Below are 17,361 nucleotides of genomic sequence, written 5' to 3'. Positions count from 1 at the left end.
ATTGAATGGATACATGTGGGTATCGTCCGCAGCGATGAACCCGTTCGATCCCACCTTGCTGCGCCAGCTCGCCGCCACCCATGGCACCCCGCTGTGGGTCTACGACGCCGCGACGATCCGCGCGCGCATCGCCGAGCTGCGCGCCTTCGACACCATCCGCTATGCGCAGAAGGCGAACTCGAACCTGCACCTGCTGCGGCTGATGCGCGAGGCCGGCGTCGTGGTCGACGCGGTCTCGCTGGGCGAGATCGAGCGCGCGCTCGCCGCCGGCTACCGCCCGAGCCGCGAAGGCAGGAGCGAGATCGTCTTCACTGCCGACGTGCTCGACCGCGCTACGCTGGCCAAGGTGGTGGCCGAGGGCATCCCCGTCAACGCCGGCTCGATCGACATGCTGCACCAGCTCGGCACGGCATCACCGGGTCACCGCGTCTGGCTGCGCATCAACCCCGGCTTCGGCCACGGCCACAGCAACAAGACCAACACCGGCGGCGAGCACAGCAAGCACGGCATCTGGCACGCTGACCTGCCCGCGGCGCTCGACGCGCTGCGCAAGCACCGGTTGCAGCTGATCGGCCTGCACATGCACATCGGCTCGGGCGTCGACTACCACCACCTGCAGCAGGTCTGCGATGCGATGGTCGAGATGGTGGCGCGCATCGGCCAGCCGATCGAGGCGATCTCGGCGGGCGGCGGACTGTCGATCCCCTACCGTGCCGGCGAGCCGCGCATCGACACCGCGCACTACCACGCGCTGTGGGATGCCGCGCGCCGACGGATCGCGCAGGCCCAGGGCCGCCCGCTGCAGCTGGAGATCGAGCCGGGCCGCTTCCTGGTGGCCGAGGCCGGCGTGCTGCTCGCCGAGGTGCGCGCCACCAAGTCCATGGGCTCGCGCTTCTTCGCGCTGGTCGATGCCGGCTTCAACGACCTCGCGCGGCCGGCGCTGTACGGCAGCCACCACGGCATCGAGCTGCTCGCCGCCGACGCATCGCCGCGCGCGCCGCGCCCCACCGTCGTCGCCGGCCCGCTGTGCGAGTCGGGCGACGTGTTCACGCAGGGCGAAGGTGGCGTCGTGCTGTCGCGCGAGCTGCCCGAGGCGCGGGTCGGCGACCTGCTGGTGTTCCATGACGCCGGGGCGTACGGCGCGTCGATGTCGAGCAACTACAACTCGCGGCCGCTGACCGCCGAAGTGCTCGTCGACGGTGACGCGGCGCGGCTGATCCGCCGCCGGCAGTCGATCGGCGAGCTGCTGGCGCTGGAAGCGCTGCAACAAACGCAGTCTTAGCGCAGCAGGGTTTGTGTTGCCGGTCACAACCGGCGCCGGCGGGCCTGGGCTACCCTCGCCCGCCTCATGTTCAGCCTGTTCGAACGTTTCGTCGATCCGTACCCGGAGACGACACCGCCCACGCCGCCGAAGGGCTTCTTCCCCTTCCTGTGGGCCTGCACGCACGGCCTGCGGCGCTACATCGGCGCGATGACGCTGTTCACGGCGATCATCGGCGTGTTCGAGGCGCTGCTGTTCAGCATGCTCGGCAACATCGTCGACTGGTTGAGCGTGGTGCCGCCACAGCGACTGTGGCAGGACGAGCGCGGGCGGCTGCTGCTGCTGGCGGCCGTGCTGGCCGGCAGCCTGGGCCTGGTCGCGCTGCAGTCGATGTTCAAGCAGCAGGCGCTGGCCGGCAACTTTCCGATGCGGCTGCGCTGGAACTTCCACCGGCTGATGCTCGGCCAGAGCATGAGCTTCTACCAGGACGAGTTCGCCGGCCGCGTCGCCGCGAAGGTGATGCAGACCGCGCTGGCGGTGCGCGACACCTGGATGACGGTGTGCGACATCCTGGTCTTCATCATCATCTACTTCGTCACGCTGGTGGCGGTGGTCGGCAGCTTCAACGCATGGATGCTGGCGCCGCTGCTCGGCTGGCTGGCGCTGTACCTGGTGACGCTGCGCTGGTTCGTGCCGCGGCTCGCGCGCGTTGCCAAATCCCAAGCCGATGCGCGCTCGCTGATGACCGGCCGCATCACCGATGCCTACACCAACATCGCCACCGTCAAGCTGTTCGCCCACGCGCAGCGCGAGGCCGGCCATGCGCGCGGGGCGATGCAGGAATTCCTCGGCACGGTGCACCAGCAGATGCGCCTGGTCACCGGCTTCGAGATTGTCATCCACGCCCTGAGCATGATGTTGATCGCCGGTACCGCGGGCGCCGCACTGGCACTGTGGATCCAGGGTCAGGTCGGACTCGGCGCCGTGGCCGCGGCGACGGCGATGGCGCTGCGGCTGAACGGCATCTCGCACTGGATCATGTGGGAGATGGCCACGCTGTTCGAGGACATCGGCACGGTGCAGGACGGCATCACGACGCTGTCGCGCCCGCACGCGATCGTCGATGCGCCCGACGCGAAGCCGCTGCAGGTCACGCACGGCGAGCTGCGCTTCGACGACGTCAACTTCTCGTACGGCGGCGACAAGCGCGTGATCGAGCACTTCAGCCTGCGCATCCGGCCGGGTGAGAAGATCGGCCTGGTCGGCCGCTCGGGTGCCGGCAAGAGCACGATCGTCAACCTGCTGCTGCGCTTCTACGACATCGACTCCGGCCGCCTGACGATCGACGGGCAGGACGTCGCGCGCGTCACGCAGGACAGCCTGCGCGCGCAGGTCGGCATGGTGACGCAGGACACCTCGCTGCTGCACCGTTCGGTGCGCGACAACATCCTGTACGGCCGGCCGGCGGCCGGTGATGTGCAGATGATCGCGGCGGCGCGGCGTGCCGAGGCGCATGAGTTCATCGAGGCCCTGACCGATCCGGCCGGGCGGCGCGGCTACGACGCGCATGTGGGCGAGCGTGGGGTCAAGTTGTCCGGCGGGCAGCGCCAGCGCATCGCGATCGCCCGCGTGATGCTGAAGGACGCCCCGATCCTGCTGCTGGACGAAGCCACCAGCGCGCTCGACAGCGAGGTGGAGGCGGCCATCCAGGCCAGCCTCTACCGGCTGATGGAAGGCAAGACGGTGGTGGCGATCGCGCACCGGTTGTCGACGATCGCCGCGATGGACCGGCTGATCGTGATGGACCGCGGCCGCATCGTCGAGGAAGGCGACCACCGCAGCCTGCTGGCCAAGGGCGGGCTGTATGCGCGCCTGTGGTCGCACCAGAGCGGCGGCTTCCTGGCCGACGCACTGGACGAGGACGACGAAGCGCAGGCGGCCTGAGCCTGCCGCAGTGGACTAGCAGCTGCCGATCTTGAACTCGACGCGGCGGTCGAGCGAGTCGCTCGCGTCATCGGTGCCGGTGCCGATCAGGTTCTCGCGGTAGCCGACGCCGCTGGACTTCATCTTGCCGGTCAGCGCCGGCGCCTCGCCCTCGAGCTTGCGCTGGATGAACGCCGCACGCTGCGCAGACAGCCGGTCGTTGAAGGTTTCGGAACCGGTGCGGCTGGTGTGGCCGACGACTTCCATGCAGATGTTCGAGCCCGCGGCCTGGCGCGCGATCTGGCGCAGCCACACGGTGTACGGGCCGCTGATCTTCTGGTCCGACCAGAACTCGGTGCCGCCGGGATTGAACAGGAACTTGACGCCGAGCGTGCGGGTTGCCAGGCCGAGCGCAACGACCTTGCCGAAGGCCTGCTCGGCCTCGACGACGTTGCCCAGCTTCCAGTTCGTCAGGTACACGCCGTTGAGCGAGCGCATCTGCTCGCCGGCGGGCGTTGCCAACGCGCCGCGGTACAGACCCAGCGCCTCCTGGTAGCGCTCGTTGTTGTACAGCGTCGTCGCCTCCTGGATCATGGCCGCGGCGGCCACACGCTCGAGGTACGCCTTGTCGGCCGGCTGGCCCGGCGCGGCCTGCGCAGTGCGCATGTAACCCTCGACGACGTGGTCCTTCAGCATCAGCACCGGCGTGTCGCGGTAGTACGGCGTCGGCGTCGTGTCGAAGCCCTCGTCGCGGGCCCGCGACGACGACTGCGCCGCGATCTGGCCGCTCTTCATGTCGGTCAGCGACAGGTGGATCTGGTACGGCCCCTTGCCGGCATCGATGCGGGTGATCGTGGCCACCACCAGGTACTGCGCGCGCGTCAGGCTCTGTTGCGCGAATGGCAGCACGTCGAGGTGGGCATGCGTGCGCAAGCGGTCGTTGACCTTCTGGTCGAGCTGGCGCGTCAACGCGGTCTGCTGGCCCGAGGCGGCGTCGAGCGACGGGTCCATCAGCACCAGCAACTTGCCGGCCGGCTTGTTGTCCATCTTGGCGAGCACGCCGGCCAGCCCGGTCGCCTGCGCAGGCTTGACCTGCGCGGCGAGCGCATCGGTGGCGACGACGATCGCCTGGTCGAGCGGCAGGTCCTGGACGCTGGCGCGCACGACCGGCGCTGGGGGGGGCGTCTGGCAGCCGGCAATCAGCAGTGCCGCCAGAACGATCGATCCGAACCGGTTCATCTTCCGCACTCCTCTTTGAGAATGCGCCGGTCGGCGGCCGTCAAGGTCTCGCCGATCGACACACGCTGGATGATTTCGGCACAACGGGCATTCGAGGGAATTCTAGGCTCGGCCGGCGCCGCGGAGGGTGCCGCAGCCGGGGGCTTGACGGCTTCGGTTCGACGCACTGGTGGCCGCGGCGCGGGGCTCGGGCGCGAAGCCGGTGTCTCGGCCTTGGGTGCGGGCGTCGGTGCGGGTGCGGGCACGGGCGCTGGTACAGGCACCGGGGCCGGTGGCGCCGGCACTGGGGCAGGTGGCGCCGGCACGGGTGCGGGTGCGGGTGCGGGTGCGGGTGCGGGCGCCGGCACGGGTGCGGGCGCCGGTTCAGGCGCGGGTGCAGGCAGGGGGGCCGGTGGCGGCTCAGGCGCTGGCGCCGGGGTCGGCACCGGCTCGGGCACCACGGCGCTGGCCGGCGGCTCCGGCAGCGGCGCCGAAGCGGCAGGCACAGCTTCGGACGCGGGCGGTTCCGGCAACGGCAGCACCGGCTCCGGCCTGGGTGCATTCAGCCACCACAGCAGCCCCAGCACCCCGGCCAGGCCCGCGCCGGCGCCGATCAGCACCGGCCGGCTCGGCGGCCAGGGCATCCCGGCACGCTGCTGCGCCACCGTGGGCATCGGCACCGCCGGCAGGTTCGGCGGTGGCGCCGGCCGCACCGGCGGCTGGGTCAGCACCGCGCGTGGCACCCGCGGCGGCAGCGACAGCGGCGCCGTCTCCTGCTCGCGGTCGATGTCGATCATCTCGCGCAGCACGGCGATCGACTGCGGCCGTTCGTCGGGGTGCAGCGCCAGTGTGCGGTCGATCGCCCGCAGCAGGCGGTCGCTGTAGCGGCCGCGTGCGCGCAGCACCAGCGGCTCGTAGTCGTCCCGCAGCATGCGCGCGACGGAGGGTCGCGGCACGACGCCGGTGATCGCGGTGTGCAGCACCGCGCCGAGCGCGTAGATGTCGGTCCACGGGCCCTGCGTCGCGCCGGGCATGTCGCCGTACTGCTCGATCGGCGCGTAACCCGGCTTCAGGATCACCGTGACGGCCTTCGTCATGTCGCCGATCACCCGCCGCGCGGCACCGAAGTCGAGCAGCAGCGGCCGGCCGTCGTCGATCAGCAGGATGTTGTCGGGCGCGATGTCGCGGTGGTAGCACGAGGACTCGTGCAGGTACTGCAGCGCGTCGAGCAGCGGCGCCAGCAGATCGCGCAGCCAGGCCTCGTCGGGCGGCTCGCTCATCTCGGCCAGCGCCTGCTTCAGCGTGACGCCCTCGTAGTACGGCATCACCATGTAGGCGGTGCCGTGGGCCTGCCAGAAGCGGTGCACCTTGACCAGCGCCGGATGGTCGAAACGCGCCAGCAGCTTGGCCTCGTTGATGAAGCTGCGCAGCCCGGCCTCGAAGGACTCTTCGTAGCGCTCGGCCTTGACCTCGACCTGCATGCCGTGCGACCGAAAGGCGAGCGATGCCGGCATGTACTCCTTGATCGCCAGCCGGCGCTGCAGCGAATGGTCCCAGGCCAGGTAGACGATGCCGAAGCCGCCCTCGCCGAGCAGCCCGCTGATCTCGTACTCGTCCAGCCGCTGGCCGACCGCCAGCCGGTTGCCGACGGTGAAGGTGCCGGTGCCGATGCCGAGGTCGACGTCAGGCTGCACCGCGCGGGTCGTCGCGGTGCGCGGGGCATCGTCGCTCGGCGGCGCGCCGGCGGTCATTGGTGCCCCCAAGCTCGCTTCGCTCGCTGCCCCCCGGGGGGGCGCGAGCGCCTTCGGAACGGCCGGGCGGCACTCATCGGGACGTGAAAGGAATCACCCCTCAAGTGTCTCAGAGCCCGCAGCCGCGCAGGATCAGGCCGACCACGTGTTCGGCGGCGCGCGCCTGGTCGCGCGGGCCCAGCGTCTCGCGGCCGAGCACGGCGCGCACCTGCACGTCGAAATCGGCGTAGGTCTGCGTCGCCGCCCAGATCGTGAAGAACAGGTGCGTGGTGTCGACCGGCGCCATGCGGCCCGCAGCGATCCACGCATCGAGCACGGCCGCCTTGCGCCGCACCATCGTGCGCAGCTCGCCGCGCATCAGCTCACCCAGCACCGGCGCGCCATGCAGCATCTCGTTGGCGAAGACGCGCGACGCATCCGGGCGCTGCACCGACATCGCCATCTTGGCGCGGATGTAGCTCTCGAGTCCCGAGCGCGGATCGGCGTCCGGCACCAGGCTGTCCATTGGCACCAGCCAGTCGTGCAACGTGCGCGCCAGCACCGCGCGATACAGGTCCTGCTTGCTGCCGAAGTAGTAGTGCAGGTTGGCCTTCGGCAGGCCGGCCTCGTCGGCGATCTCGGCCATCGTCGCGCCGTTGAAGCCGGCGCGGGCGAACACGCGCTCGCCCGCGCCGAGGATCAGCGCCTCGTTGGCCTGGCGGATCTGGCCCTTTCGAAGCTCGCCGCCATCGACGGTCACTTCTGCGCGGCTTCCCAGACCACGTGCGTCATGGCCGCCTTGCCCGGATCCTTCTTGATCACCGGCGAGCTGCCGCCGGTCAGCAGCACCTTGACCGTGCGCTCGTAGGCGGCCGGCTCCAGGTAGCCGATCTTCTTGGTGCCGGCGGTGCTGATCAGCGTGGCGATGTTCTTCATCTGCCGCGTCTGCACCGGCAGCGTCGCGCTGCCCGAGGGGTCGGCGGCGACGACGATCTTGGCCGCTTCCTCGGGGTTCTTCACCGCGTCGTTCCAGCCCTTGAACGAGGCCTTCAGGAACTTCGCCATGCGGGCGACGAAGGCCGGGTCCTTTAGCTTGGGTTCCAGCACGTACAGGCCGTCTTCCAGCGAGGCGACGCCCTCCTTCTCGTAGAAGAAGGTGATCAGGTCGCTTTCCTTGACGCCGGCATCGACCACCTGCCAGTACTCGTTGTAGATCATGGTCGAGATGCACGCGGCCTGGTTCTGCAGCAGCGGGTCGACGTTGAAGCCCTGCTTCAGCACCTTGACGTCGGTGTCGGGCTTGAGCCCCAGCTTGGCCATCCAGTTCAGGAACGGGTACTCGTTGCCGCCGAACCAGACGCCCAGCGTCTTGCCCTTGAAGTCCTTCGGGCTCGTGACACCGCTGGCCTTCTTGCAGGTCAGCATCAGGCCGGACTTGTCGAAGACCTGCGCGATGTTGACCAGCGGCACGCCCGCTTCGCGCGCGGCCAGCGCATCGGGCATCCAGTTGACGACCACGTCGGCCTGGTTGCCGGCGATCACCTGCACGGGCGAGACGTCGGGGCCGCCCGGCTTGATCGTCACGTCCAGCCCCTCGGCCTTGTAATAACCCTTGGCCTGAGCGACGTAGTAGCCGGCGAACTGCGCCTGCGGCACCCACTTCATCTGCACGGTCAGCTTCTCCGCGGCCTGCACGCCCAGGCTGCAGATCGCGGCGCAGGCCAGCAGGCCGAGCTTGATCGAGAGTCGCTTCATCACTTGCTCCTTCAGGAATGGTTGTGGGAGAGCCCAAGCCGGTCTGCCGGCGACGAGGAAAGCCATCATGCCGTGGCGCGCACCGACGGATGCCAGAACGCGATGCGCCGCTCCAGTTGCACCAGCAGCGCGTAGGCGGCCGAGCCGGTCACCGCGGCGACGACGATCGCGCCCCAGACCAGCGCCATGTTCATCTTGGCCGCCTCGGTGCTGATGCGAAAACCGAGGCCGACCGTCGGCGAGCCGAAGAACTCGGCGACGATCGCGCCGATCAGCGCCAGCGTCGCATTGACCTTCATCGCGCCAAAGATGAAGGGCATTGCCGCCGGCAGGCGCAGGTCGAGCAGCGTGCGGCCGTAGCTGGCGGCATAGGTCTGCATCAGCTCGCGTTCGAGCCGGCCGGCGGCCTGCAGGCCGGCGAGCGTCGAGACCAGCATCGGGAAGAAGGTCATCAAGACGACGACGGCCGCTTTCGACGGCCACTCGAAGCCGAACCACATCACCGCGATCGGCGCGACGGCCACCAGCGGCACGGTGCTGGTCAGCGAAGCGAGCGGCAGCAGCCCGCGCTGCAGGAAGGGCGCGCGATCGATCGCCACGCCGACCGCGAAGCCCAGCCCGCAGCCGAGCGCCCAGCCGATCAGCACGGCCTTCAGCACGGTCTGCACGAAGTCGCCGGCCAGGATGTCCCAGCGATCGATCAGCGCCTGCACGATGAAGGACGGTGCCGGCAGCAGCACGCGCGGGACCTGGTACAGCGAGACGCTGACTTCCCAGAAATAGACGACCCACAGGCCGAACAGCGCCGCGGTGGCCGTGCCGTAGGCGCGGTGGCCATCGAGCGCGGCGACACGCCGCACGCTCCAGGCCGCGAGCAGCAGCGTGACGAGCAAGACCGGCGTCAGCAGCGCCGAGCGTTCACCCTCGCCGCCCGCGGCCGGCAGCGCCCACCACAGGCCGATCGCCGCGAGCACGGCGAGGGCCAGCGCCATCAGCACACGCGTCATGCCGGCCTCCGCAGCACCAGCTTCTCGACGCCGGCCACCGCGGCCGTCAGCACCAGGCCCAGCACTGCCGACATCACCAGCGCCGACCAGATCGACACCGTGTTGCCGTAGTACGAGCCGGTCAGCAGCCGCGCGCCGAGCCCCGCCTGCGCGCCGGTCGGCAGCTCGGCGACCATCGCGCCGACCAGCCCCGCCGCGACGCCGATCCGCAGCGACGGAAACAGAAAGGGCAGCGCCGACGGCAGGCGCAGCATCCAGAAGGCCTGGTTGCGCGACGCGGCATAGGTGTGCATCAGCTCGCTCTCGATGCGCTGCGGCGAGCGCAGGCCCTGCACCATCGCGACCGTCACCGGAAAGAAGCACAGGTACATCGCGATCGTCGCCTTCGGGGCGACACCGCTGAAGCCGAGGCTGCCGAGGATCACCAGCACGATCGGCGCGATCGCCAGCACCGGCACCGTCTGCGAGGCGACGATCCACGGCAGCAGCGCGCGATCCAGCGTGCGCGAGTGCACGATCGCCGCCGCCAGCACGATGCCCAGCAGCGTGCCGAGCACGAAGCCGACCAGCGTCGACTCGGCCGTCACCGCGACGTGGTACAGCAGGTTGCGCGGCGAATCGAGCGGCCAGTCGACGATGCTGTGCCACAGGTCGGCGATCACCTGGTGCGGCGACGGCAGCACCGGGCGCTGCATGTTCAGCGTCGCCGCGATCAGCTCGCTCGTGGTGTAGGCGCCCTTGGGCGTCAGCACGCGCTCGATCGCCCCGGCTGCGTTCAGGCCGACGGCGCCGGCGTACCACAGCAGCAGCACCGCGGCGAGCACGGCGGCCACCGGCAGGGCGCGCTCGCGCAGCTCAGGCTTCATCATCGGCGCCGTGGCCGGCGGCGAGGCCTTCGCGCACCTCGTGCGCCAGCGCCATGAACTCCGGCGTGTCGCGCAAGCCCAGCGTGCGCTCGTCGGGCAAGGTCGACCGGATGACCTTCAGGATGCGGCCCGGACGCGGCGACATCACGACGATGCGCGTCGACAGGTAGACGGCCTCGGCAATCGAGTGGGTGACGAAGACCACCGTGCGGCGCTCGCGCTGCCACAGCTGCTGCAATTGCTCGTTGAGCCGGTCGCGCGTGATCTCGTCGAGCGCGCCGAAAGGCTCGTCCATCATCAGCAGCTTGGGCTCGAAGCCGAGCGCGCGCGCGATCGACACGCGCTGCTGCATGCCGCCCGACAGCTGCCACGGGTACTTGCGCTCGAAGCCGGTGAGGCCGACGCGCTCGAGCTGCTCACGCGCGATGGCCTCGCACTGCGCTTTCGTGCGGCCCTGTATCTGCAGCGGCAGCATCACGTTGGCCAGCACGGTGCGCCACGGGAACAGCGCCGGCGACTGGAACACATAACCATAGGCACGCGCCAGGCGCGCCTCGCGTGGGGTCATGCCGTTGACCAGCACCTCGCCGGCGCTGATCGGCTCGAGGTCGGCAATCACGCGCAGCAGCGTCGTCTTGCCGCAGCCCGACGGGCCGATCAGCGAGACGAACTCGCCCTGCCCGATCGCCAGGTCGACCTCGTGCAGCGCGCGCACCGGCGCGTCCGCCGACGGATAGACGACGCTGGCGCGACGCACGTCGACGGCGACGTCCGCGGCGGGCACGGCGATCGTCGGCGCAGCGGCGCTGGAAGGCAGGCCTTGCAGCCGGTCGGGAGCGTTCATCGTCAGGTGGGAGCGTGCGCGGGCACGCGCGGCGGACTTGACCAAATGGTCAGCTTATTGTGGCTGACGAAGCCAGATTTGTGCCACCGCGCAGGCCCCGCGCGACCCCGGATCAACCCCGATGCGGTGCGCTGCCGCACCACCGCTGCGCGCGTCCTATTCGGCGCCGCTCCAGCCGAGCTCACGCAGCTCGCGTTCGGCGCGCTCGGCATCGGTGAAGTGCAGCGCACGCCAGCCTGCGGCGCGCGCTGCGTCGATGTTCGGCGGATGGTCGTCGAGGAAGACCAGCTCCTCGGGCGCCGCACCGAAGCGCTCCGCCGCCAGCGCGAAGATCGCCGGATCGGGCTTGGACTGCTGCACGCGGCCGGAGAAGATGCCCGCCGCGAACCAGCCGACGAAGGGGTGCGTGCGCTCCAGATGATCGGCGTACGGCGCCGGCATGTTCGACAGGTAGTACAGCGGCACGCCGCTCGCCCGCAGGCGTTCGAGCAAAGCCACCGTCGGCTCGATCGGCAGCAGCAAGCCGGGCACCGCATCGACGATCGCCTGCGCTTCGGCCTGGCCCAAGCCGGTGCGCCGCACCAGGCGCTCGACCACCTCGTCGGCGCTCAGCAGTCCCTTGTCGAAATCACCCCAGTCGCCGCCATAACTCTGGAACACCTCGCCGACCCAGTGCGCGGCGCTGTGATCGTCGTGTGCACGTTCGGGCAGCACGCGCTTGAGCAGCTCGGCCGGCTGCCACTGGAACAACACGCCGCCGAAGTCGAAGACGAGCTTCATCGTGTCAGGCGCTGCAGCAGGCCGGCGGTCGAGCTGTCGAGGCCGCTCGCATCGCCCTTGCCGGGCCCATCCACCAGCCGCGGCAGCAGGTTGTTGCACAAAGCCTTGCCGAGCTCGACGCCCCATTGGTCGAAGCTGTTGATACCCCACACCGCACCGCTGGTGAAGACGCGATGCTCGTAGAGCGCGATCAGCGCGCCGAGCGCACGTGGCGTCAGCTGCTCGAGCAGCAAGGTGGTGCTCGGCCGGTTGCCAGGGAAGCTGCGATGCTGCGCCAGCACCGCGCGGTCGAGCGCGGCCGAGGCGGTCGGCGCGCGCTCGCCGAGCGCGGCGTCGCTGGTCTTGCCGAGCATCAGCGCCTGGCCCTGCGCGAGGCAGTTGGCCAGGGCCTTGGCGTGCAGGTCGGCGTGCTCGTGCGTCGGGCGCTTGACGGCGATGAACTCGACCGGCACGACCTCGCTGCCCTGATGCAGCATCTGGAAGTACGCATGCTGGCCGTTGGTGCCCGGCTCGCCCCAGACCACCGGGCTGGTGTCGTAGGGCAACGGCTGGCCGTCGACATCGACGCGCTTGCCGTTGGATTCCATCTCCAGCTGCTGCAGGTAGGCCGGCAGCCGCTTCAAGCCCTGGTGATAGGGCGCCACCGAGCGGCTCGTGAAGCGGTGGAAGTTGCGGTACCAGACGTCGAGCAGTCCGAGCTGCGCCGGCAGGTTGTGCTCCAGCGGCGCTTCGGCGAAGTGGCGGTCCATCGCAAACGCGCCATCGAGCAGCGCGCGGAAGTGGTCGGCGCCGATGGCGATCGCGATCGGCAGTCCGATCGCGCTCCACAGCGAGTAGCGCCCGCCGACCCAGTCCCAGAAGCCGAAGGTGGTGTGGATGCCGAATTCGGCCGCCGCCTGCAGGTTGGTCGTCGCACCGACGAAGTGGCGCGCGATGTCGTGCTCGCTCCCTCCCCGCGCCAGGAACCAGGCCCGCGCCACCGCCGCGTTGGCCATCGTCTCCTGCGTCGTGAAGGTCTTGCTGGCGACGATGAACAGCGTGCGCCGCGCTTCGAGCCGGCGCAGCACCGGCGCGATGTCATGGCCGTCGACATTGCTGACGAAGTGGCAGCGTTGACCCGGCTGGCAATAGGCGTCCAGCGCCGGCACGACCATCTGCGGCCCCAGGTCCGAGCCGCCGATGCCGATGTTGACGATGTCGGTGATGCCGCTGCTCTCGATGTCGCGCATCCGTTCGGCGAAGGCCAGCATGCGCTCGAGCACCTCATGCACCTCGTCGCCGTGCAAGGCCGCGCCGCGCGGTGCGCGCAGCGCCGTGTGCAGCACCGCGCGACCTTCGGTCACATTGATCGGCGCACCGGCGAACATCGCATCGCGGTGCGCCTCGAGGCCGGTTTCGCGCGCCAGCTCGAGCAGCAGCTTGCGTGTCGCCAAGTCCCAGCGGTTCTTCGACAGGTCGGCAAAGACCTCCGGCGCTTGCAACGAGAACGCCGCGAAGCGCTGCGGGTCGCGCACGAAGGCCTCGCGCAGATCGAAGCCGCGGCCGTGGGCCTCGTAGTGCCCTTGCAGCGCGGCCCACGCGACGGTCGCGTCGCAGCGGGTCATCGTTGCGCCTCGATCATCGCGTCGAGCTTGGCGGAATCGGCGGCAAACGCGCGGATGCCCTCGGCGAGCTTCTCGGTGGCCATCGGGTCCTCGTTCAGCGCGTAGCGGAAGCCGGCTTCGTCGTAGCGCGCGGGCTTGAAGTCCGCGGCGCGTGCGGCATCCGGATCGAGCCGGCGCTCGACCGGCGCGACGCTGGCCTGCAGCTGCGCGAGCAGATCGGGGCTGATCGTCAGCAGGTCGCAGCCGGCGAGCGCCAGCACCTGGCCGACGTTGCGAAAGCTCGCGCCCATCACCTGGGTCTCGATGCCGAAGTGCTTGTAGTGGGTGTAGATGCGCTCGACCGATAGCACGCCGGGGTCGTTGGCACCGGCTTGTCGCGCTTCGTCCCACGCGCCACCGGCCTGCTTCTTGTACCAGTCGTAGATGCGCCCGACGAAGGGCGAGATCAACCGCACGCCCGCTTCGCCGCAGGCCACCGCCTGGCAGAACGAGAACAGCAGCGTCAGGTTGCAGCGGATGCCCTGGCGCTCGAGCTCGCGCGCCGCCTGGATGCCTTCCCAGGTCGATGCGATCTTGATCAGCACCCGCTCCGGGCCGATGCCGGCGCGTTCGTACATGCCGATCAGGCGCTGCGCACGCGCCACCGTCGAGGCGCTGTCGAAGGACAGGCGCGCGTCGACTTCGGTCGACACGCGGCCCGGCACCAGCTTCAGGATCTCCAGCCCGAAGCGCACCAGCACCTCGTCGACGATCTCGTCGAGCGCACGGCCGCGGTGGGCCGCCACGGTGTCGGCGAGCAGCGGCGCGTAGTCGGGCTGCTGCACGGCCTTCAGGATCAGCGACGGGTTGGTCGTCGCGTCCTGCGGCGCGAACTGCGCCAGTTGCTTGAAGTTGCCGGTGTCGGCCACCACGGTGGTGAAGGCCTTGAGCTGGTCGAGCTGGTTCATCGCGGTCCGTCTGTCGGTGGACCTGGATTAGACCGCGATGGCGGCGGTCCTGGTTTCCGAATCGGTTACAGCCGCGGTACCTGCCGCCAAGCCCGGCAGGTTGACGTGCGATTGACCGACTGAAGAAACTCATGCATCATGAAAAGTGAAACTGAGTTACATCACCGCATCACCTCATGTCCTTCGATCTGATTTTCTTCGGCGGCACCGGCGACCTGACCTGGCGCAAGCTGATGCCGGCACTGTTCCAGGCCTTTCGCCACGGCAAGCTGCCCCCCGGCGGGCGCATCCTCGCGGTGGCGCGCGACGAACGCAGCGACGACGAATACCGCGCCTTCATCAAGGAGCGCTTCGTCGAGGTCGACAGCGCCAAGCGGCCCAGTGACGAGGAGTTCGCGCGTTTCGCCGCGCTGCTGCACTACCGCCGCATGGACCTGTCGAAGCCCGAGCACTACGCCGGGCTCAAGGCCTGGATCGATGACCGGCGTGCCGACACCGTCGTGCTCTACCTGGCGACCGCGCCCTACCTCTTCCCGGTGATCTGCGAGCAGCTCGGCGCCGCCGGCCTGAATGGCCCGAACGTGCGCGTCGTGCTCGAAAAGCCGCTCGGCCACGACCTCGAAAGCGCGCAGCAGATCAATCGCGTCGTGCGCTCGGTGTTCGCCGAATCGCAGGCGTTCCGCATCGACCACTACCTCGGCAAGCCGTCGGTGCAGAACCTGATGGCGCTGCGCTTCGGCAACGCGCTGTTCGAGCCGCTGTGGCGGCGCGAGAGCATCGCCAACATCCAGATCACGCTGGCCGAGGAGCTCGGCGTCGGCACGCGCGGCGACTTCTACGACCAGACCGGCGCGCTGCGCGACATGGTGCAGAACCATGCGCTGCAGCTGCTGACGATGATCGCGATGGAGCCGCCGTCGACCAGCGATGCCGACGCGATCCGCGACGAGAAGCTGAAGGTGCTGAAGTCGCTGCGGCCGTTCAGCGCCGAAATGGTGGCGCGCGACGTCGTGCGCGGGCAGTACCGCGCCGGCACGATCGGCGGCAAGCCGGTGCCCGGCTACCTCGAGGAGCAGAAGGTGCCCCCCGGCAGCACGACCGAGACCTTCGTCGCGCTGCGCACCGAGGTGCAGAACTGGCGCTGGGCCGGCGTGCCCTTCTACCTGCGCACCGGCAAGCGGCTGGCCGAACGCCGGGCTCAGATCGTCGTCAACTTCCGGCCGGTGCCGCATCCGATCTTCCCGGGCTCGGCGCGCGCCAACAAGCTGGTGATCAACCTGCAGCCCGAGGACGGGCTGGAACTGCACCTGCTAGCGACCAAAGGCAGCGGCCAGGGCGAGATGCTGGCGCCGGTCAAGCTGGACCTCGATTTCGACAAGGCCTTTCCGACGGAGCGAGTCGGCGCCTACGAGCGCCTGTTGCTCGACGCGATCGCCGGGCGGCTGAACCTCTTCGTCCGCAGCGATGAGCAGGAACAGGCCTGGCGCTGGGTCGAACCGATCCTCGATGCCTGGGCCCATGATCCGAACGGTCCGCGCCCCTATGCCGCCGGCACCTGGGGGCCGCCGGCGTCGAGTGCGATGGTCGCGCGCGACGGTTGCACCTGGGACGAGGAAGAGTAGATGTCGATGCTCGAGCGTGTGCGCGCCTCGATTCCGGCCCTGCCGCCGGCGGAGCAGCGCGTGGCCAAGCTGCTGCTGGCCGATCCGCGCAGCTTCGCCAGCCTGCCGGTCGGCGAGCTCGCCGAGCGCTCGCATGTCAGCAAGCCGACGGTGGTGCGCTTCTGCCGCAGCGTCGGCTACGACGGCCTGGCCGACTTCAAGCTCAAGCTCGCCGGCACCGTCAACGAAGGCGTGCCCTTCGTGCACCGCGCGGTCGACGAGGACGACAAGCCGGCCGAGCTGATCATCAAGGTGATCGACAACGCGGTCGCCGCGATGCTGAAGTACCGCAATGCCGCGGCCGGGCATGCGGTCGAGCGCGCGATCGAGGCGCTGACGAATGCCGGTCGCGAGCACAAGCGCATCGAGTTCTATGGCGTCGGCAACTCGGGCATCGTCGCGCAGGATGCGCAGCACAAGTTCTTCCGCCTCGGCGTCAACACGATCGCCTGCAGCGACGGCCATGTGCAGGTGATGAGCGCCACGATGCTGGGCGCCGGCGACTGTGCCGTGGTGATCAGCAATTCCGGCCGCAGCCGCGACCTGCTCGACGCCGCCGACATCGCGCGCCGCAAAGGCGCGACGGTGATCGTGATGACGGCCAGCGGCTCACCGCTGGCGCAGTTCGCGCAGTCGCACGGCCACATCCTGCTGGCCGCCGACCACCCCGAGGACTACGACCGCTACAGCCCGATGGTCTCGCGCCTGCTGCACCTGACGATCATCGACATCCTGACCACCGGCGTCGCGCTGCGCCTGGGCAGCCACCTGCGGCCGATGCTGCAGGAGATCAAGCGCAACCTGCGCGCGAAGCGCTACGCGCAGCCCGAATGATCCTCTAGGCGAGCAGGCCGTCGACGCCGTACAGGCGCGCCAGCTCGCCGAGCTTCGGCGGCGCGCCGACCAGCTGCAGCGTCTTGCCGGCCGCTTGTGCGGCACGGCGGCATTCGAGCAGCACCGCGATGGCAGCGCTGTCGAGCGTCTGCAGCCCCGACGCATCGAGCACCGGCTGGTTTTCGGCCGCCAGCGCGGCCACCAGCCGTTCCACCGTGGCGCGGGCTTCGGCGATCGTCAACACGGCGGGCAGTGCGATGCTCATCGGCCGCAGCGCCTTCAGTTCTTCTGCGGCGCGTTGGTCGCCTTGTTCTTCTCCGCCAGGCGCGTGATCAGCGAGTCCAGGCCGCCGCCGCTCAGGTCCTTCGCGAACTGGCCCTTGTAGGCCTCGACCAGCCAGAAGCCGCCGACGTTGACGTCGTAGATCTTCCAGCCGTCGCCGGCCTTCTCGACGCGGTAGTCGAGCTGGATCGGCTCGCCGCGGCCGCGCACCTCGGTGCGCACGACCTGGTCGCCCTCGCTGGCTGTGCGCAGCGGCTTGACCACCACCACCTGGTCCTTCACCTGCGTCAGCGCGCCGGCGTAGGTGTTGACCATCAGCGTCTTGAATTCCTCGAGCATGCGCTTTTGCTGCTCGGGCGTCGCACTGCGCCATTGCGGGCCGACGGACATGCCGGTCATGCGCTGGAAATTGACGTGCGGCATCACCTTCGAGTCGACCAGTGTGCGAATGCGCGAGACATCGCCGGCCTGGATCGCCTTGTCGGCTTTCACCCCATCGATCACGTCGTTCGACACCTGCTTGACGAAAACGTCGGCGGCCACGGCTTCGGCACGGGCGGCAGGCACGGCCACGGCGGCAGCGGCCAGCGCCAGCGCGGAAATCCAGGTACGTCGCAACATCAGTTCATCCTTTCATGAGACGGGCAAA

The 17,361-nt window shown here is 69.5% G+C and carries 16 protein-coding genes; 4 read left to right on the top strand and 12 right to left on the bottom strand.

Annotated features, from left to right (window positions below; genetic code table 11):
• Window positions 1–13: 13 nt before the first annotated feature.
• The gene (gene lysA / locus HLB44_RS06525) at window positions 14–1,282 is read left to right on the top strand and encodes a diaminopimelate decarboxylase (protein WP_425500770.1); all 1,269 of its coding nucleotides are present in this window, start codon (window positions 14–16) and stop codon (window positions 1,280–1,282) included.
• A 66-nt stretch (window positions 1,283–1,348) separates the two neighbouring features.
• On the top strand, window positions 1,349–3,205 hold the full coding sequence (locus tag HLB44_RS06520; protein WP_173121746.1) for an ABC transporter ATP-binding protein: 1,857 nt from the start codon (window positions 1,349–1,351) through the stop codon (window positions 3,203–3,205).
• Between the two features lie 15 nt (window positions 3,206–3,220).
• Here HLB44_RS06520 and HLB44_RS06515 read toward each other — a convergent pair whose 3' ends face one another.
• From HLB44_RS06515 to tal, 10 genes are all read right to left on the bottom strand, one after another.
• On the bottom strand, window positions 3,221–4,423 hold the full coding sequence (locus HLB44_RS06515; RefSeq protein ID WP_173121745.1) for an OmpA family protein: 1,203 nt from the start codon (window positions 4,421–4,423) through the stop codon (window positions 3,221–3,223).
• On the bottom strand, window positions 4,420–6,153 hold the full coding sequence (locus tag HLB44_RS06510; RefSeq protein ID WP_173121744.1) for a serine/threonine protein kinase: 1,734 nt from the start codon (window positions 6,151–6,153) through the stop codon (window positions 4,420–4,422). Before HLB44_RS06510 ends, HLB44_RS06515 begins: the two co-directional genes overlap by 4 nt.
• Before the next feature lie 109 nt (window positions 6,154–6,262).
• Window positions 6,263–6,892, bottom strand: coding sequence for a TetR/AcrR family transcriptional regulator (locus tag HLB44_RS06505; protein ID WP_343051243.1), 630 nt, complete (start codon window positions 6,890–6,892; stop codon window positions 6,263–6,265).
• Window positions 6,889–7,887, bottom strand: coding sequence for an ABC transporter substrate-binding protein (locus HLB44_RS06500; RefSeq protein ID WP_173121743.1), 999 nt, complete (start codon window positions 7,885–7,887; stop codon window positions 6,889–6,891). Before HLB44_RS06500 ends, HLB44_RS06505 begins: the two co-directional genes overlap by 4 nt.
• 65 nt (window positions 7,888–7,952) lie before the next feature.
• Window positions 7,953–8,894, bottom strand: a complete 942-nt coding sequence (locus tag HLB44_RS06495) for an ABC transporter permease (protein ID WP_217283556.1) — start codon at window positions 8,892–8,894, stop codon at window positions 7,953–7,955.
• The gene (locus HLB44_RS06490) at window positions 8,891–9,760 is read right to left on the bottom strand and encodes an ABC transporter permease (protein ID WP_173121742.1); all 870 of its coding nucleotides are present in this window, start codon (window positions 9,758–9,760) and stop codon (window positions 8,891–8,893) included. Before HLB44_RS06490 ends, HLB44_RS06495 begins: the two co-directional genes overlap by 4 nt.
• Window positions 9,750–10,604, bottom strand: coding sequence for an ABC transporter ATP-binding protein (locus HLB44_RS06485; protein ID WP_173121741.1), 855 nt, complete (start codon window positions 10,602–10,604; stop codon window positions 9,750–9,752). Before HLB44_RS06485 ends, HLB44_RS06490 begins: the two co-directional genes overlap by 11 nt.
• A 156-nt stretch (window positions 10,605–10,760) precedes the next feature.
• A complete protein-coding gene (locus tag HLB44_RS06480; protein WP_173121740.1) occupies window positions 10,761–11,384 on the bottom strand; it encodes an HAD family hydrolase in 624 nt (207 codons plus the stop codon).
• Window positions 11,381–12,988 (bottom strand): glucose-6-phosphate isomerase, encoded by a 1,608-nt coding sequence (gene pgi, locus HLB44_RS06475; RefSeq protein ID WP_173121739.1) that lies wholly within the window; start codon window positions 12,986–12,988, stop codon window positions 11,381–11,383. The genes HLB44_RS06480 and pgi overlap by 4 nt, the downstream gene beginning before the upstream one ends.
• A complete protein-coding gene (tal, locus tag HLB44_RS06470) occupies window positions 12,985–13,935 on the bottom strand; it encodes a transaldolase (RefSeq protein ID WP_173121738.1) in 951 nt (316 codons plus the stop codon). Before tal ends, pgi begins: the two co-directional genes overlap by 4 nt.
• 176 nt (window positions 13,936–14,111) lie before the next feature.
• On the opposite strand from tal, the gene zwf reads away from it, so the two are divergent.
• Window positions 14,112–15,557, top strand: a complete 1,446-nt coding sequence (gene zwf / locus HLB44_RS06465; protein ID WP_173121737.1) for a glucose-6-phosphate dehydrogenase — start codon at window positions 14,112–14,114, stop codon at window positions 15,555–15,557.
• Between the two features lie 6 nt (window positions 15,558–15,563).
• Window positions 15,564–16,430, top strand: a complete 867-nt coding sequence (locus HLB44_RS06460) for a MurR/RpiR family transcriptional regulator (RefSeq protein WP_173122239.1) — start codon at window positions 15,564–15,566, stop codon at window positions 16,428–16,430.
• A 4-nt stretch (window positions 16,431–16,434) separates the two neighbouring features.
• On the opposite strand, the gene HLB44_RS06455 is transcribed toward HLB44_RS06460, so the two are convergent.
• A complete protein-coding gene (locus HLB44_RS06455) occupies window positions 16,435–16,695 on the bottom strand; it encodes an STAS domain-containing protein (RefSeq protein WP_173121736.1) in 261 nt (86 codons plus the stop codon).
• A gap of 14 nt (window positions 16,696–16,709) precedes the next feature.
• Window positions 16,710–17,333: an MlaC/ttg2D family ABC transporter substrate-binding protein gene (locus tag HLB44_RS06450; protein WP_173121735.1), complete on the bottom strand. Its 624-nt coding sequence runs from the start codon at window positions 17,331–17,333 to the stop codon at window positions 16,710–16,712.
• Window positions 17,334–17,361: the final 28 nt, after the last annotated feature.

Origin of the sequence: Pseudaquabacterium terrae (assembly GCF_013266755.1) — a bacterium.
Taxonomy (GTDB): Bacteria; Pseudomonadota; Gammaproteobacteria; order Burkholderiales; family Burkholderiaceae_C; genus Pseudaquabacterium; species Pseudaquabacterium terrae.
This window is presented reverse-complemented; position numbering and strand designations above follow the sequence as displayed.

Coding starts and splice junctions, on each gene's coding strand:
- lysA (WP_425500770.1), top strand. CDS start 14: ATGTGGGTATCGTCCGCAGCGATGAACCCGTTCGATCCCACCTTGCTG.
- HLB44_RS06520 (WP_173121746.1), top strand. CDS start 1,349: ATGTTCAGCCTGTTCGAACGTTTCGTCGATCCGTACCCGGAGACGACA.
- HLB44_RS06515 (WP_173121745.1), bottom strand. CDS start 4,423: ATGAACCGGTTCGGATCGATCGTTCTGGCGGCACTGCTGATTGCCGGC.
- HLB44_RS06510 (WP_173121744.1), bottom strand. CDS start 6,153: ATGACCGCCGGCGCGCCGCCGAGCGACGATGCCCCGCGCACCGCGACG.
- HLB44_RS06500 (WP_173121743.1), bottom strand. CDS start 7,887: ATGAAGCGACTCTCGATCAAGCTCGGCCTGCTGGCCTGCGCCGCGATC.
- HLB44_RS06495 (WP_217283556.1), bottom strand. CDS start 8,894: ATGACGCGTGTGCTGATGGCGCTGGCCCTCGCCGTGCTCGCGGCGATC.
- HLB44_RS06490 (WP_173121742.1), bottom strand. CDS start 9,760: ATGAAGCCTGAGCTGCGCGAGCGCGCCCTGCCGGTGGCCGCCGTGCTC.
- HLB44_RS06485 (WP_173121741.1), bottom strand. CDS start 10,604: ATGAACGCTCCCGACCGGCTGCAAGGCCTGCCTTCCAGCGCCGCTGCG.
- HLB44_RS06480 (WP_173121740.1), bottom strand. CDS start 11,384: ATGAAGCTCGTCTTCGACTTCGGCGGCGTGTTGTTCCAGTGGCAGCCG.
- pgi (WP_173121739.1), bottom strand. CDS start 12,988: ATGACCCGCTGCGACGCGACCGTCGCGTGGGCCGCGCTGCAAGGGCAC.
- tal (WP_173121738.1), bottom strand. CDS start 13,935: ATGAACCAGCTCGACCAGCTCAAGGCCTTCACCACCGTGGTGGCCGAC.
- zwf (WP_173121737.1), top strand. CDS start 14,112: ATGTCCTTCGATCTGATTTTCTTCGGCGGCACCGGCGACCTGACCTGG.
- HLB44_RS06460 (WP_173122239.1), top strand. CDS start 15,564: ATGCTCGAGCGTGTGCGCGCCTCGATTCCGGCCCTGCCGCCGGCGGAG.
- HLB44_RS06455 (WP_173121736.1), bottom strand. CDS start 16,695: ATGAGCATCGCACTGCCCGCCGTGTTGACGATCGCCGAAGCCCGCGCC.
- HLB44_RS06450 (WP_173121735.1), bottom strand. CDS start 17,333: ATGTTGCGACGTACCTGGATTTCCGCGCTGGCGCTGGCCGCTGCCGCC.